The following is a 15,641-nucleotide window of genomic DNA, read 5'->3' as shown; positions in this document are numbered from 1 at the left end:
GTCCCGCGACCTCGCAAGTCCGCGTGACAAAGGTGTCCGCGCGGCTAGGATCACCGGTGACGACAACGAGATCCGGAATTCGCGTGACCGCAAACCCCGCCCTGCAGCGCTCCGTCCAGACGCTGGCCGATTCGATCCTCGACACGCTCGTCCACCGGATCGGCAAGGATGCGCAGGCCGCGCTTCCGCACGACTGGCTCGCGGCAACGATCCTCACCGTGCGCAACGACATCGTCGAACGCTGGATGGCATCGACCAAGGCGGCGCATGCGGCGGGCGCCAAGCGCGTCTATTATCTCAGCCTCGAATTCCTGATCGGCCGGCTGCTGCGCGATGCGGTGACCAACCTGCAACGCAGCGGCGAGGTGTCGCGGGCGCTCGCGCTGCACGGCGTCGACCTTGCCGCGCTCGAGGAGATCGAGCCCGACGCGGCGCTCGGCAATGGCGGGCTCGGGCGGCTGGCGGCGTGCTTCATGGAGAGCATGGCGAGCCTCGCGCTGCCCGCTTATGGCTATGGCATCCGCTATGTGAACGGCATGTTCCGCCAGCGGATCGACGATGGCTGGCAGGTCGAGATGCCCGAAAGCTGGCTCGCGCACGGCAATCCCTGGGAGTTCGAACGCCGCGAGAGCGCCTATTTCATCGGCTTCGGCGGCGAGGTCATCGCGACCGACAGCGGCCAGGTTCACTGGAGTCCCGCCGAGGCGGTCGAGGCGATGGCGGTCGACACCCCCGTCGTCGGCTGGCGCGGCGAACACGTCAACACGCTGCGACTGTGGACCGCGCGCGCGTTCGATCCGATCAAGCTCGACCGGTTCAACGCGGGCGACTTTTCTGGTGCGCTTGCGGACCAGCTCCGCGCCGAGACGCTCACGCGCGTGCTCTATCCCAATGATTCGACCGCCGCGGGGCAGGAGTTGCGGCTGCGGCAGGAGTATTTCTTCTCGTCCGCCTCGATCCAGGACATCGTCCGCCGCCACATCCAGTATTTCGGCGACATCCGCACGCTGCCCGACAAGGCCGCGATCCAGCTGAACGACACGCACCCCGCGGTGTCGGTCGCCGAGCTGATGCGGCTGCTGATCGATCATCACGAATTCGCGTTCGACGAGGCGTGGAAGATCACGCGCGCGACCTTCGGCTACACCAACCACACGCTGCTGCCCGAGGCGCTGGAGAGCTGGCCGCTGCCGCTGTTCGAGCGCCTGCTGCCGCGCCACATGCAGATCGTCTACGCGATCAACGCAAGGCTGCTGCGCGAGGCACGCGGGGTCACAGGGATAGACGACCGCGCGATCGCCGCGATCAGCCTGATCGACGAGGGTGGCGAGCGGCGCGTGCGAATGGCCAATCTCGCCTTTGCCGGATCGCACAGCGTCAACGGCGTCGCGGCGCTGCATACGCAGCTGATGAAGAAGACGGTCTTCGCGGATCTTCACCGCCTCTATCCGACACGAATCAACAACAAGACCAACGGGATAACCCCGCGCCGCTGGCTGCAGCAGTGCAACCCGGGCCTCACCGCGCTGATCCGCGACGCGATCGGCGACGGCTTCCTCGATGATGCCGAACGGCTGATCGATCTCGATGTTTTTGCCGACGATTCCGCGTTCAGGGAGCGGTTTTGGGCGGTGAAGCGTTCGAACAAGGTGGCACTGGCAAATCATATCAAGGACAGCATGGGGCTGCGCATAGACCCCGACGCGCTGTTCGACGTGCAGATCAAGCGCATTCACGAATATAAGCGCCAGCTGCTCAACATCATCGAGACGGTCGCGCTGTACGACCAGATCCGCAGCCATCCCGAACGCGACTGGACGCCCCGCGTGAAGCTGTTCGCGGGCAAGGCGGCGTCGAGCTATCACAATGCGAAACTCGTCATCAAACTGGCGAACGACGTCGCGCGCCGGATCAATTCGGACCCGTCGGTCGGTGGACTGCTCAAGGTCGCGTTCCTGCCCAACTATAATGTGTCGCTCGCGGAGCAGATCATCCCCGCCGCCGATCTCAGCGAACAGATCTCGACCGCGGGGCTCGAGGCGTCGGGCACCGGCAACATGAAGTTCGCAATGAACGGCGCGCTGACCATCGGCACGCTCGACGGCGCGAATATCGAGATCAAGGACCGGGTCGGCGACGACAACATCTTCATCTTCGGGATGACCGCAGACGAGGTCGAAGCGAAGCGCGCATCGGGCTATGATCCGCGCAGCGTGATCGACGGGTCGAACGAGCTCTGCCAGGCGGTCTCGGCGATCGCCTCGGGCGTGTTCTCGCCCGATGATCGTCAGCGCTACGCCGGGCTGATGGGCGGGCTGTACGAGGGCGACTGGTTCATGCTCGCCGCTGATTTCGACAGCTATGCCACCGCGCAGCGCAGCGTCGACACGCGCTGGAACGATCGCGACGCTTGGGTCGCCTCGACCGTGCGCAACGTCGCGCGGGTGGGTTGGTTCTCCTCGGACCGCACGATCCGTGAATATGCCCGCGATATCTGGACGGTAATGTGAAGCCACCCGAAGGCGCCATCGTTGCCCTGCTGGAGGGGCGTCACGACGATCCCTTCTCGCTGCTCGGCGTGCATGCCGGCCCCGGCGGCACGTTTGCGCGCGCGTGGCTGCCGGGTGCGACGACCGCTGAGGCGCATGCGCTCGACGGCACGACACTCGGCACCCTCCCCCGGATCGACGATCGCGGCCTGTTCGAGGGGCCGATCGACGGCGATCCGCAACCGGTGAAATATCACGCCGAGGGCGGCGGCACGGACTGGTGGGTGACCGACCCGTACAGCTTCGGTCCGGTGCTCGGCCCGATCGACGACCTGCTGATGGCGGAGGGCAATCACCACCGCCTCCATGATAAGTTGGGCGCGCACCTGATCGAGCACGAAGGCGCGCCGGGCGTGCATTTCGCGCTCTGGGCCCCCAATGCGCAGCGCGTCTCGGTGGTCGGCGACTTCAACGACTGGGATGGCCGCCGCCATGCGATGCGCAGGCGCGGCGACGTCGGCGTCTGGGAGATCTTCATCCCCGACATCGCCGAATATCGCGCGTATAAATACGAGATCGTCGGTCCCGACGGCCGGCTTCAGCCGCTGAAGGCCGATCCCTTCGCCTTTGCCAGCGAACTGCGTCCCGCGACCGCGTCGATCACCCGCACGCTCGCGCATGAATGGGCGGATACGAGCCACCGCAAACACTGGGCCTCGGTCGATCCGCGCCGCGTGCCGATCAGCATCTACGAGGTGCATGCAGGATCATGGGACCGCGACGCCGAGGGCTGGTTCCTGACCTGGGATGCGCTCGCCGACCGGCTGATCCCCTATGTGGTCGAGATGGGCTTCACGCACATCGAGTTCATGCCGATCAGCGAACATCCCTATGATCCGAGCTGGGGCTATCAGACCACCGGGCTCTATGCGCCGTCCGCGCGGTTCGGCGATGTCGAGGGGTTCGCGCGGTTCGTCGACGGTGCGCATCTGGCGGGGATCGGCGTGCTGCTCGACTGGGTGCCGGCGCACTTCCCGACCGACGCGTTCGGGCTCGCGCATTTCGACGGTACCGCGCTCTACGAACATGAGGATCCGCGGCTCGGCTTCCACCCCGACTGGAACACCGCGATCTACAATTTCGGGCGGCGCGAGGTGTCCTCCTTCCTCGTCAACAACGCGCTGTTCTGGGCTGAGCGCTATCATATCGACGGGCTTCGCGTCGATGCGGTCGCGTCGATGCTATACCGCGATTATTCGCGCGAGGCGGGCGAATGGATCCCCAACGACACCGGCGGGCGCGAGAACTGGGAAGCGGTCGCCTTCCTGCGCGACATGAACCGCGCGGTGTACGGCCAGCATCCCGGCATCTTCACGATCGCCGAGGAATCGACCTCATGGCCGGGCGTCTCCGCTCCCGTTGGCGACGACGGCAAGAGCGGTGGCCTCGGCTTCGGGTTCAAGTGGAACATGGGCTTCATGCACGACACGCTCCAGTACATGGCGCGCGATCCGCTGCACCGGAAGCACCATCACGGCGAGATCAATTTCGGGCTGGTCTATGCGTTCAGCGAGAATTTCGTCCTGCCGCTCAGCCATGACGAGGTCGTCCACGGCAAGGGTTCGCTGCTGACCAAGATGCCCGGCGACGACTGGCAGCAATTCGCCAATCTGCGCGCCTATTACGCGTTCATGTGGGGCTATCCGGGCAAGAAACTGCTCTTCATGGGGCAGGAATTCGCGCAACGCCGCGAATGGTCCGAAGGCCGCGCGCTCGACTGGTGCCTGCGCAACAGCCGCAGCCATGAGGGCATCCGCAACCTCGTCCGCGATCTGAACATAGTCTATCGCGACAAGCCCGCGCTTCACGCGCGCGATTGCGAGGCCGACGGCTTCGAGTGGCTGATCGCCGACGACGCCGCCAATTCGGTCTTCGCCTGGCTGCGCAAGGCGCCCGGCGCGAAACCGGTCGCCGTCATCGCCAACATGACGCCGATCGCGCGCGCGCCCTACCGCATCCCGCTGCCGCTCGACGGTCGCTGGTGCGAGATCATCAACAGCGACGCGCATGAATATTGGGGCAGCGGGCTCGGCAATCTCGGCGGTGTGGTCGCGGAGGACGGCGCGGCGTGGGTCACCTTGCCCCCGCTCGCGACGATCATGCTCGAGTTTAAGGGCTGAGACGGAACAAGCCGCGGGTAACGGGGCGTTATACGGCGGACGATTAGGGAGAGACGGACATGGTTGAACGGCGGGGACAGCCACTGGCGCGCGACGCAATGGCGTATGTGCTGGCCGGTGGTCGCGGCAGTCGGTTGATGGAGCTGACCGATACCCGCGCAAAACCCGCGGTGTATTTCGGCGGCAAGGCGCGGATCATCGATTTCGCGCTGTCGAATGCGATCAACTCGGGCATCCGCCGGATCGGCGTCGCGACCCAGTACAAGGCGCATTCGCTGATCCGCCATCTTCAGAGCGGCTGGAACTTCCTGCGCTCCGAACGCAACGAAAGCTTCGACATCCTGCCCGCCTCGCAGCGGATCAGCGAGTTCCAATGGTATGAGGGCACCGCCGACGCGGTCTACCAGAATATCGACATCATCGAGAGCCACGCGCCCGAGTACATGGTGATCCTCGCCGGCGATCACATCTACAAGATGGATTACGAGCTGATCCTGCAACAGCATTGCGAGACCGGTGCGGACGTCACGATCGCCTGCCTCGAAGTGCCGCGGATGGAGGCGGTCGGCTTCGGCGTGATGGCGGTCGACGAGCATGACAATGTCACCGCGTTCGTCGAGAAGCCGGCCGATCCGCCCGCGATCCCGGGCAATCCGGACATCGCGCTGGCGTCGATGGGGATCTACGTCTTCCACACCAAGCTGCTGTTCGACGAATTGCGTCGCGATGCCGAGACGCCGGGATCCGCACGCGATTTCGGCAAGGACATCATCCCTTACCTCGTCAAGCACGGCAAGGCGGTCGCGCATCGCTTTTCCGACAGCTGCGTCCGCTCGGGCAGCGAGGTCGAGGCCTATTGGCGCGACGTCGGCACGGTCGACGCCTATTGGGAGGCCAATATCGACCTCACCGACGTGGTGCCCAAGCTCGACCTCTATGACCGCAGCTGGCCGCTCTGGACCTATTCGGAGGTCACCCCGCCCGCCAAGTTCGTCCATGCCGATGACGGACGCCGCGGCGAAGCGGTGTCTAGCCTGGTTTCGGGCGACTGCATCATCTCGGGATCGTCGATCCACCGCAGCCTGATCTTCACGGGCACGCGCGCGCACAGCTATTCGATGCTCGACCAGGCGGTGATCCTGCCGCATTGCGAGATCGGCCGTGGTGCGCGCCTGTCGAAGGTTGTGGTCGATCGCGGCGTCGTCATTCCCGACGGCCTCGTCGTCGGCGAGGACGCCGAACTCGACGCGCAGCGTTTCCGCCGTACCGACAGCGGCGTGGTGCTCGTAACCAAATCCATGATCGACCGGCTGATCGCGTGAGGGTGTATACGACGCTCTCTCGATCAGGACAGGGGCCCGGCTGATGCGTGTTCTCTCGGTAGCGTCCGAAGCCTATCCGTTGATCAAGACCGGTGGCCTTGCGGATATCGTCGGCGCGCTGCCCGCGGCGCTCGCGCATCACGGCGTCGCGATGACGACCTTCCTTCCCGGCTATCCCGCGCTCGCCGCGGTCATGCGGACGGCAAAGGTCGTCCACCGCTACACCGACCTGCTCGGCGTCGAGGCGCGGATCCTCGCGGCAAGCATCGGCGACCATCCACTGCTGATCCTCGACGCCCCCGGCCTGTTCGCGCGTGGCGGCGGTCCGTATGGCGACACGACCGGCGCCGACTGGGTCGACAACTGGCTGCGCTTTGCCGCGTTCAGCCGGGCCGCCGCCGATCTCGTCTCGGGCGTCGTCGACGGCCAGCAGTTCGACATCCTCCATGCGCATGACTGGCAGGCGGCGATGGCGCCTGCCTATCTGCGCTACGCCCCCGGGCCGGGTGCGCCGGCCAAGACGATCGTCACGATCCACAACATCGCCTTCCAGGGCCGCTATGGCGCGGAGATCTTCGCCGACCTCGCGCTGCCCGACGCGGCGTTCGCGCTCGACGGGATCGAATATTATGGCGGCGTCGGTTTCCTGAAGGCCGGGCTCGAGGCTGCTGATGCGATCACCACGGTCAGCCCGACCTATGCCGCCGAGATCCGTCGCGGCGAATTCGGCATGGGCCTCGAAGGGCTGATCAACGTCCGTGCCGATCGGCTGACGGGCATCGTCAACGGCATCGATCCCGCGGTCTGGAACCCCGCCACCGATGCCGCGCTGCCGTCGCGCTACACCGCGCGCACGCTCACCCGCCGCCGCATCAACAAGCGCGCGGTCGAGACGCTGTACGGCCTCGACACCGGCGACGGCCCGATCTTCACCGTCATCAGCCGGCTCACCTGGCAAAAGGGCATGGACGTCCTCGTCGCGGCGATCGACGAGCTGGTGGCGCTCGGCGGCCGGCTCGCACTGCTCGGGTCGGGAGATAGCGGGCTGGAACACGCCTTTCTCGCCGCCGCCGAGCGGCATCCGGGCCGGGTCGGCGTTCGCATCGGCTATGACGAGCCGGTCTCTCATCTGCTTCAGGCGGGTGCCGATGCGATCCTGATCCCGTCGCGGTTCGAACCCTGCGGCCTGACTCAGCTTTACGGGCTGGCCTATGGCTGCATCCCCGTCGTCGCGCGCACCGGCGGGCTGGCCGACACGGTGATCGACGCGAACGAGGCGGCGGTCGCCGCGGGCGTCGCAACCGGTATCCAGCATGACGGCATCACGCCCGAAGCGCTCAGCCATGCGCTGCGCCGAACGATCGCGCTCTATGCACGCCCCGATCGCTGGGCCATGTTGCAGCGCAATGCGATGCGCGCGGACTTCTCGTGGGACGAGAGTGGCCGGCGTTATGCGACCCTGTATTCGAGCCTTGTGGAGCCTACATGATCCGTACCGTTACTAGCACGCCCTATACCGATCAGAAGCCGGGCACATCGGGTCTGCGCAAGAAGGTGAAGGTCTTCCAGCAGGCCAATTATGCCGAAAACTTCGTCCAGTCGGTGTTCGACGTGGTCGAGGACAAGGCCGGCGCGACGTTGGTGATTGGTGGCGACGGCCGCTTCCTCAACCGCGAGGTGATCCAGGTCGCAATCCGCATGGCTGCCGCGAACGGCTTTGGTCGCGTGATCGTCGGGCGTGGCGGCATCCTGTCGACGCCCGCCGCCAGCCACATGATCCGCAAGCGTGGCGCGATCGGCGGGCTGGTCCTGTCCGCCAGCCACAATCCCGGCGGTCCGGACGAGGATTTCGGGATCAAGTACAACATCGCCAATGGCGGTCCCGCGCCTGAATCGATCACCGACGCGATCAACGCGCGGACGCTCGAGATCGACCGCTGGCTGACCGTCGACGCGGCCGACATCGATCTCGACCAGGACGGTGAGGTCATGGTCGGTGACATGCCCGTCGAGGTGGTCGATCCGGTCGAGGACTATGCCGCGCTGATGGAGACGCTGTTCGACTTCGACGCGATCCGTGCCGCCAGGCTGACGATGGCGTTCGACGCGATGAGCGCGGTCACCGGGCCCTATGCGACAGAGATCCTCGAACGCCGCCTGGGCTTTGCCGCGGGCACGGTGCGCAACGGCACCCCACTGCCCGATTTCGGTGGGCATCACCCCGACCCCAACCTCGTCCACGCGCATGAGCTGTACGAGACGATGATGGCGCCCGACGCCCCCGATTTCGGTGCGGCATCGGACGGCGATGGCGACCGCAACCTGATCATCGGCCGCCACCGCTTCGTAACCCCGTCGGACAGCCTCGCGATGCTGGCGGCAAACGCGCACCTCGCCCCCGGTTATGCCGGTGGCCTCAAGGGCATTGCCCGCTCGATGCCGACCAGTGCGGCCGCCGACCGCGTTGCCGAGGCTCTGGGCATTCCCGCGTACGAGACGCCGACCGGCTGGAAGTTCTTCGGCAATCTGCTCGATGCCGGCATGGCGACGATCTGCGGCGAGGAAAGCGCCGGGACCGGGTCCGACCACGTCCGCGAGAAGGACGGGCTCTGGGCGGTACTCCTGTGGCTCAACATCCTCGCGGTCCGCGGCGAGAGAGTCGACGCGATCGCCCGCGATCACTGGGCGAAGTACGGCCGCAATTATTACGCGCGCCACGATTATGAGGGCATCGAGACCCCGCGCGCCGACGCGCTGATGGCCGCGTTGCGCGCCAGCCTCGCCACCCTGCCCGGCAAGCAGTTCGGCGACCTCACCGTCGAGACCGCGGACGAGTTCGCCTATACCGACCCGACCGACGGCTCGATCAGCCGCAACCAGGGCGTCCGCATTCTGTTTACAGGCGGCAGCCGCGTCGTGTTCCGCCTGTCGGGCACCGGCACGACCGGCGCGACGCTGCGCGTCTATCTCGAACGCTATGAGCCCGTCGGCGGCGATCTCGACCGCGAAACCGGCGACATGCTGGCGAACATCGTCGCGGCGGCCGAATCGATCGCAGGGATCGCGCAGCATACCGGCCGAAGCGCACCCGACGTCGTCACCTGATCGCGTCACCCCGCGGCAGGCGGGCCGGGGTTCAAACCCCGGCCATAGTCTTCTAAGCTGGGCGTCATGACCCTTCGCCGTCGCCGCAGCGCGCTCTACATGCCCGCCTCCAACCCTCGCGCCATCGCCAAGGCCCGCAGTCTGCCCTGCGACGTCGTGATCCTCGACCTCGAGGATGCGGTGGCGCCCGACGAGAAGGCGGCGGCGCGCGACCGTGTCGTTGCCGAGGTCGGCACGGGCGGTTTCGGCACGCGCGAGCTGGTGGTGCGGATCAACGCGCTCGATACCCCATGGGGCGCCGACGACATCGCCGCCTTTCGCGGTCTCGGCGTCGATGCGGTGCTCGTGCCCAAGATCTCCGGCGCCGTCGATCTTGCCGCCGTCCGCGCCGCACTGGGTACCGACGGGCCACCGATCTGGGCGATGATCGAGACCTGTGGCGGCGTGCTCGAGCTACCGGCGATCGCTCGTGCGGCCGCGGGATCGCGGCTCACCGCGCTGATTGCCGGCACCAACGACCTCGCCAAGGAGCTGCGCTGCCGCCCGGGCGTCGATCGAACGCCACTCATCCCCGCGCTGATGGCGATCTTGACGGCCGCACGCGCGGCCGGGCTGGTGGCGCTGGACGGCGTCTGCAACGCGCTCGACGATCCGGCGCGTCTCGCCGCCGAAGCCGAGCAGGGCGCTGGTCTCGGCTATGACGGCAAGACGCTGATCCATCCGGCGCAGATCGCGGTGGCGAACACCGCGTTCGGCCCTACCCCCGACCAGCTCGAATGGGCCCAGACGGTGGTCGCAGCGTTCGCGGACGGCGCCACTGCGGACAAGGGCGCGATCCGCCTGAACGGTGAGATGGTCGAACGACTCCACCTCGCCGAAGCGGAGGCGATGCTCGCACAGGCGGGTCAGCCCGCAGGCTGACCCCGGCTCAGCGCGGGCGGCCGACCCAGTCCGCGACCTGCTGTGCGACGCTGTTGGCCGCAGTGTTGATCCCCGCCGCCGCAGACGGCGCATCGATCGCCGCGACCGGGACGCGCGCCTCGAAGCGACGCTTCTCGACCGACTGCATCCCTGCCCGCGTCAGTGAGGCATCGAACGTCACGACCGCCTCGCGCGTCGTCGCGTCGAGCCCGAAATTGCGCAGCTCCCCGCCCAGCATTGCACTCGGATCGCCGACTGCCTGGACCGTCGACAGCACGACCATCCCGGTGCGCGCAGCCACCGTATCGGACATCAGCCGCGCGAACAGCCGTGCGGGGGGCTCGGCCCATTGCGCGTCCTTCACATAGGCGATCGACGTCGCGGTGGCCTGCACCGGCACACGCGCGGTCGCCAGCGCCTGCGGCACCGTCGGCACCTGCAGCGTGATCGACTTCGACGTCGCCGAATTCTGGTTCTGCCCAACGGCAACCGCGGACTGCGTCGTCAGCGTCAGCAGGGTCGGCGGCGGTGCGGCACCAAAGCTGATGCAGGCGCTGAGCGGCAGCGCCGCGAGGAGGATGAACAGCGGTGTCTTCATGGCGGTCATCACTTACCCTTATAGTCCGGAAGCTTCTGCTGCCCGACGAGCGAGCCTGCCCCCTGCTGGTCGACACGTTCGGCAACCGACGACAGCGCCGCGGCGGTGGTACGCAGATCGTGGACGAGGCGGTTAGCTTCGGGAATGGTGGTCTTCGAGAAGGCCTGCAGCCCGGGCCGCGCATCGCCGATCGCCGCGTTCAGCGTTTCGGCGCTGGTCTGTGCCGACTGGATCGCCTTGTTCAGATTGGCCATCGCCGGTTTCACGTCTTCGGACAGCACCCCGTTGGTGGTCTGCGCGAGCACCCCGAACTGCTGTGCGGCATCGCCCGCCTGCTGGATCGCAACCCGCGTCTGTGCCAGCGTCGCGGCGATTTCCGGCCCGCGATCGGCCAGCGCATCGGTCAGGCGATTGGTGTTCTCGAGGATCCCGGCGATCGACGCCTGGTTGCGATCGGTCAGCAGCCCGGTCAGCCGCTCGGTCAGCGTCGACAGACGCTCGAGCAGCTGCGGTGCCGAATTGAGGATCGCGCCAAGGCCACCCTGCTTGGTCGGGATGACCGGCACGCCATACGGGCATGGCTGGCCGTTCGAATCGGGGCAGCCGACCGCGGGCGCACCCTTGCGCGCGCCATCGAGCGACACCTGGCTGACGCCGGTGAACCCAACGCCCGAAATCGACGCGGTCGTGCCCTGGAGCACCGGCGTCTCCTCGTTCACGCTGATGCGGACGCGGACGAACTGCGGGTCGTTCTTCCACAGCGAGATCGACTTCACCTGTCCCGACGGCACACCTGAAAAGGTAACGGCGGACCCGCGCGCCAGACCATCGACCGACTGGCGGAAGAAGATGTCATATTCCTTCTCTTCCGTGCCGCCGAGCCGCGCGATCCACACGGTGAACAATGCGAGCATCGCCAGCAGGATCAGCACGACGGCGCCGACAAGGACATGGTTCGAACGGGTTTCCATCAGAGCGTCCTTGCTTCTTTCTCGGCATATGTCGCGTCGGCGTCGTCCGGCGCGGACTGGACTTCGGTCGGGTGGGCATCGGCGACCGCGTCGGCGCTGCGATGCGCCTCCTTGGTCGCCACCGCGGCGCGGCCGCGCGGCCCCTTGAAATATTCCTCGATCCACGGATGGTCGAGCGCGAGCAGTTCGTCGATCGTGCCGACCGCGATCACCTTCTTGTCGGCGAGCACCGCGACACGGTCGCAGATCGCGTAGAGCGTATCGAGGTCGTGCGTGATCAGGAAGACGGTCAGGCCCAGCGTCTTCTGCAACGACTGCGTCAGCGAATCGAACGCCGCCGCACCGATCGGGTCGAGCCCCGCGGTCGGCTCGTCGAGGAACAGCAGCTCGGGGTCGAGCGCGAGCGCGCGCGCGAGCCCGGCGCGCTTCTTCATGCCCCCCGACAGTTCGGCGGGGAACTTGTTCGCGGCATCCGCGGGCAGTCCGGTCATCACGACCTTGTAAGCCGCGATCTCGGCGAGCAGCGCGGGCGGCAGGTCAGGATAGAATTCGCGCAGCGGCACTTCGACATTCTCGGCAACCGTCAGCGTCGAGAACAGCGCGCCGCCCTGGAACAGCACGCCCCAGCGCTTGCGGATCTCGGTCGCCTCGGTTTCTTCGCGGCCGATATTCGATTCTCCGAACACCGTGATCGCGCCCTCGGCGGGCGTCTGGAGGCCGATGATCGAGCGCATCAGCACCGACTTGCCGGTCCCCGACCCGCCGACCACGCCGAGGATCTCGCCACGCCGGACGTCGAGATCGAGACCGTCATGCACGACCGAATCGCCGAACTCGTTCCTCAGCCCCTTTACGGAGATGATGCTGTCGTCAGTCTTGCGGGCCATCAGTCCCAGCCGATCCAGGTGAAGAATACCGCGAAGAACGCGTCGAGCACGATGACGAGGAAGATGCCCTGCACCACCGCCGAGGTTGTGCGCAGCCCGACCTGTTCGGCATCGGCCTCGACCTGCATGCCCTGGAAACAACCCGCGACCGCGATGATCGCCCCGAACACCGGGGCCTTGATCAGCGCGATGTACAGATCGGTGATCGGCACGACCTCGCGGATCCGGGCGATGAAGGTGACGGGCGGGATGCCGAGCTGGATCCAGCACAGCAGCCCACCGCCGATGATCGCGATCAGCGACGCGTAGAAGGCGAGCAGCGGCATCATCACGATCGCCGCCAGCACGCGCGGCAGGACAAGCGCCTCCATCGGCGACACCCCGATCGTCCGCATCGCGTCGATCTCTTCGGTCAGCTTCATCGTGCCGAGCTGCGCCGCAAAGGCGGAGCCCGACCGGCCCGCGACCATGATCGCGGTCATCAGCACGCCGAGTTCGCGCAGCGTCAACCGCCCGACCAGGTTGATCGTGAACACCTCTGCGCCGAACTGGCGGAGCTGGACCGCACCCTGCTGCGCGATGACGACGCCGATCAGGAAGCTCATCAGTCCGACGATGCCGAGTGCGGCGATGCCGACGACCTCGAACCGCTGGACGACCGCGTTGAAGCGGAAGCGCTTGGGGTGGCGAATGACGCTGCCGAAGGCGATCGTCGTCGCGCCCAAAAAGGCGAGCAGGCCGAGCATCGTCCGGCCGGTCAGCACGACCGCGTCGCCGATCTCGCCCAGCACGCGCTTTACCGAACCAACCGGCTTGCCGCGTGCCGCCAGCGGCTGGTCGGAGGCGACGACCTGATCGAACAAATTCTGGCCGTCGGCATCAAGCCCGTCGATCGTCGCGTCGTTGCGTGCGGCGAAGCGGTGGACGATCCAGGCGCCGATCGTGTCGATCCGGTCGACCTGGCTCAGATCGACCCGTTTGATCGACGCGGCATCGACTGCCTCGAGCCGATCGGGAAGATTTCCGATGTTGGCGAGCGACAGATCGCCGGTGAAGCGAAGCGTACCCGTGTCGGCACCGTCCTGCTGAAAATCGGCCATCGCGCTCATCGGCGGCACCTTTGCGGCAAACGGACTGGATCGGCAAGACGAATGCTGTGTAAGCCGGCCCAATGACCCAGCTTCTCGCCATCTACGACATGGACAAAACGATCACCCACGCGCCGACCTGGACGCCGTTCCTGATCCACACCACGCGCACCGGCGGCGCGCCGTGGCGACTCGCGCTGGTGCCGGTCGCGGCGCTCGCGGCGGCGGGATATCTCGCCAAGCTGATGAGCCGCGGCCGCCTGAAGCACATCATGCAGCGGATGATGCTCGGCAAGACGCTGACCCCGGCGCAGGAGCGTCGTGCCGCCGAGGCGTTCGCCGACCGCGTGATGCGCGATGGTGTCTTCGCCGCCGCGCTCCGCCAGATCGAGGCGGATCGCGCGGCGGGATACAGGCTGGTGATGGCGACCGCCTCCTACCGCTTCTACGTCGAGTCGATCGCCGAGCGGCTCGGCTTCGATGCGGTGATCGGTACCGAGAGCCTGCGCGACGCGAACGGGCATCTGCTCGCCGGGATCGACGGCGAGAATTGCTACGGCCCCGCCAAGCTCGCGATGATCGAGCGCTGGATGGCGCGTGAGGGGATCGCGCGGCACGATGCGCATGTCCGCTTCTATTCGGACCATGTCTCCGATGCGCCGACCTTTGCCTGGGCCGACGAGCCATTCGCGGTCAACGCGCACGGTCCGCTCCGTCTGCTGGCAAAGGCGAAGGGCTGGCCGATGCCCGACTGGGAGCGATAACCAAGGCGACTAGAGGATCCGGTCGACTGTGTGGATCACCAGGCCGACGAGCCCGCCCACGATCGTGCCATTGACCCGGATATATTGCAGATCGCGTCCGACCGCATTCTCCAGCCGGCTGGTGATCGTCTCCGCATCCCAGCCGCGTACGGTCTCCGACACGAGCCGGACGATCCCGTCTCCATAATCCGCCGCGATGCCGACGACCGCGCGGCGGACGAACCGGTTGATCGTATGCGACAGGCGCGGATCGTGGAGCAGTGTCTCGCCGAGCTGGCGCAGCACGTCGCCCAGCTTGCCCGCCATCGCCCGCTCGGGATCGCGCGCGATCGCCAGCAGCGCGCCGCGCGCCTGCTCCCACAGACCGTCGAGCCAGCGCTGCATCGCGGGGTTGTCGAGCAGGTCGTTCTTCATCGCCTCGACCCGCTCGCGCATGCGGCGGTCATATTGGAGGTCCCAGGCCAGCCGCTCGAGCGCCTCCTCTGCCTTCAGCCGCAACGGGTGCTGCGGATCCTCCGCCATCTCGGCAAGCAGGCGATCGAACCCGTTGATCAGCTTGTCCGCGACCGTGGTGTCGAGCCCCGTCCAGCGCAGGATCGAACCCGACTTCTCATGCACCATCGCCCGGACGAGATGGTCGTTCGCGGCCAGCGTGACCGATGCCCAGCGGATCGCCGCCTCGAGCAGCGGGGCGTGACGACGTTCGGCGATCGCCGCCTTGAGCAACTGGCCGAGGATCGGCGATATCTCGGTCTGGCGCAGCCTTGCGCGGATGCCGGCCTTTACCATACCGCCGAGCCGCGCGGGGTCGAGGCCTTCGAGAATCTGCGCGACCAGCTTCGACGCGCCCGACCGGAACCGCCCCCCTGCCCCTTCGGGCGGATCGGTCAGCCAGTGTGCGATCGCGCCCGCGACGTCGAGCCGACGCATCCGGCGCGAGATGACCGAGGGCAGCAGGAAGTTGTCGCGCAGGAATATTGCGAGCGTGTCGCCGATCCGGTCCTTGTTCCGCGGGATGATCGCGGTGTGCGGGATGGGCAGCCCGAGCGGATGGCGGAACAGCGCGGTGACCGCAAACCAGTCCGCCAGCCCGCCGACCATCGCCGCCTCGGCAAAGGCCCGGACGAAGCCGATCGCAGGGTGCCGGTCGACCAGCGCGCGGCTTACCAGGAACACGACCGCCATCAGCACAAGCAGCCCGGTCGCGACGATCCGCATGCGAATGAGAGCCGGGTTGGTCGCTTCCTTGGCCAGGCGCACGCGGGAATTCGATGTCATGCCCGAAACAATCCCCGAGCGCAGGGATAGTTCACCCG

The 15,641-nt window shown here is 66.8% G+C and carries 12 protein-coding genes; 7 read left to right on the top strand and 5 right to left on the bottom strand.

Translation table 11 applies throughout. The features are described from left to right. Positions 1-83: 83 nt before the first annotated feature. From J3A66_RS13825 to J3A66_RS13800, 6 genes are all read left to right on the top strand, one after another. Positions 84-2,510: a glycogen/starch/alpha-glucan phosphorylase gene (locus J3A66_RS13825; RefSeq protein WP_209569491.1), complete on the top strand. Its 2,427-nt coding sequence runs from the start codon at positions 84-86 to the stop codon at positions 2,508-2,510. Next, positions 2,507-4,669, top strand: coding sequence for a 1,4-alpha-glucan branching protein GlgB (gene glgB, locus J3A66_RS13820; RefSeq protein WP_209569482.1), 2,163 nt, complete (start codon positions 2,507-2,509; stop codon positions 4,667-4,669). Before J3A66_RS13825 ends, glgB begins: the two co-directional genes overlap by 4 nt. A 59-nt stretch (positions 4,670-4,728) precedes the next feature. Further along, the gene (gene glgC / locus J3A66_RS13815) at positions 4,729-5,991 is read left to right on the top strand and encodes a glucose-1-phosphate adenylyltransferase (protein ID WP_031396272.1); all 1,263 of its coding nucleotides are present in this window, start codon (positions 4,729-4,731) and stop codon (positions 5,989-5,991) included. Between the two features lie 43 nt (positions 5,992-6,034). After that, a complete protein-coding gene (gene glgA, locus J3A66_RS13810; RefSeq protein WP_209569480.1) occupies positions 6,035-7,480 on the top strand; it encodes a glycogen synthase GlgA in 1,446 nt (481 codons plus the stop codon). Continuing rightward, the gene (locus tag J3A66_RS13805; protein WP_209569478.1) at positions 7,477-9,096 is read left to right on the top strand and encodes an alpha-D-glucose phosphate-specific phosphoglucomutase; all 1,620 of its coding nucleotides are present in this window, start codon (positions 7,477-7,479) and stop codon (positions 9,094-9,096) included. Before glgA ends, J3A66_RS13805 begins: the two co-directional genes overlap by 4 nt. A 66-nt stretch (positions 9,097-9,162) precedes the next feature. After that, complete coding sequence (locus tag J3A66_RS13800; protein WP_209569476.1) at positions 9,163-10,017, top strand: CoA ester lyase; 855 nt, start codon at positions 9,163-9,165, stop codon at positions 10,015-10,017. A 7-nt stretch (positions 10,018-10,024) separates the two neighbouring features. Here the strand turns inward: J3A66_RS13800 and J3A66_RS13795 are convergent, their stop codons facing one another. From J3A66_RS13795 to J3A66_RS13780, 4 genes are read right to left on the bottom strand one after another with little or no spacing between them, the layout of a single operon-like run. Next, a complete protein-coding gene (locus tag J3A66_RS13795) occupies positions 10,025-10,624 on the bottom strand; it encodes an ABC-type transport auxiliary lipoprotein family protein (protein WP_031396266.1) in 600 nt (199 codons plus the stop codon). After that, entirely contained in the window at positions 10,624-11,586 is a 963-nt protein-coding gene (locus tag J3A66_RS13790; RefSeq protein WP_031396265.1) for an MlaD family protein, read from the bottom strand. The genes J3A66_RS13795 and J3A66_RS13790 overlap by 1 nt, the downstream gene beginning before the upstream one ends. Continuing rightward, on the bottom strand, positions 11,586-12,473 hold the full coding sequence (locus tag J3A66_RS13785; RefSeq protein ID WP_209569474.1) for an ABC transporter ATP-binding protein: 888 nt from the start codon (positions 12,471-12,473) through the stop codon (positions 11,586-11,588). Before J3A66_RS13785 ends, J3A66_RS13790 begins: the two co-directional genes overlap by 1 nt. Beyond that, positions 12,473-13,582 carry an ABC transporter permease gene (locus J3A66_RS13780; RefSeq protein WP_031396263.1) on the bottom strand — a complete coding sequence of 370 codons (1,110 nt, stop codon included), beginning with the start codon at positions 13,580-13,582 and terminating at the stop codon, positions 12,473-12,475. The genes J3A66_RS13785 and J3A66_RS13780 overlap by 1 nt, the downstream gene beginning before the upstream one ends. 62 nt (positions 13,583-13,644) lie before the next feature. On the opposite strand from J3A66_RS13780, the gene J3A66_RS13775 reads away from it, so the two are divergent. Beyond that, positions 13,645-14,325: an HAD-IB family hydrolase gene (locus J3A66_RS13775; protein WP_031440557.1), complete on the top strand. Its 681-nt coding sequence runs from the start codon at positions 13,645-13,647 to the stop codon at positions 14,323-14,325. Between the two features lie 9 nt (positions 14,326-14,334). Here J3A66_RS13775 and J3A66_RS13770 read toward each other — a convergent pair whose 3' ends face one another. Next, positions 14,335-15,603 carry a DUF445 domain-containing protein gene (locus tag J3A66_RS13770; RefSeq protein WP_031396261.1) on the bottom strand — a complete coding sequence of 423 codons (1,269 nt, stop codon included), beginning with the start codon at positions 15,601-15,603 and terminating at the stop codon, positions 14,335-14,337. Between the last annotated feature and the right edge of the window lie 38 nt (positions 15,604-15,641).

Origin of the sequence: Sphingomonas sp. PvP018 (assembly GCF_017876865.1) — a bacterium.
GTDB classification, from domain to species: Bacteria; Pseudomonadota; Alphaproteobacteria; order Sphingomonadales; family Sphingomonadaceae; genus Sphingomonas; species Sphingomonas aerolata.
Note: the sequence above shows the minus strand (reverse complement) of the source record. Positions and strands in the feature narration are given on the sequence as shown.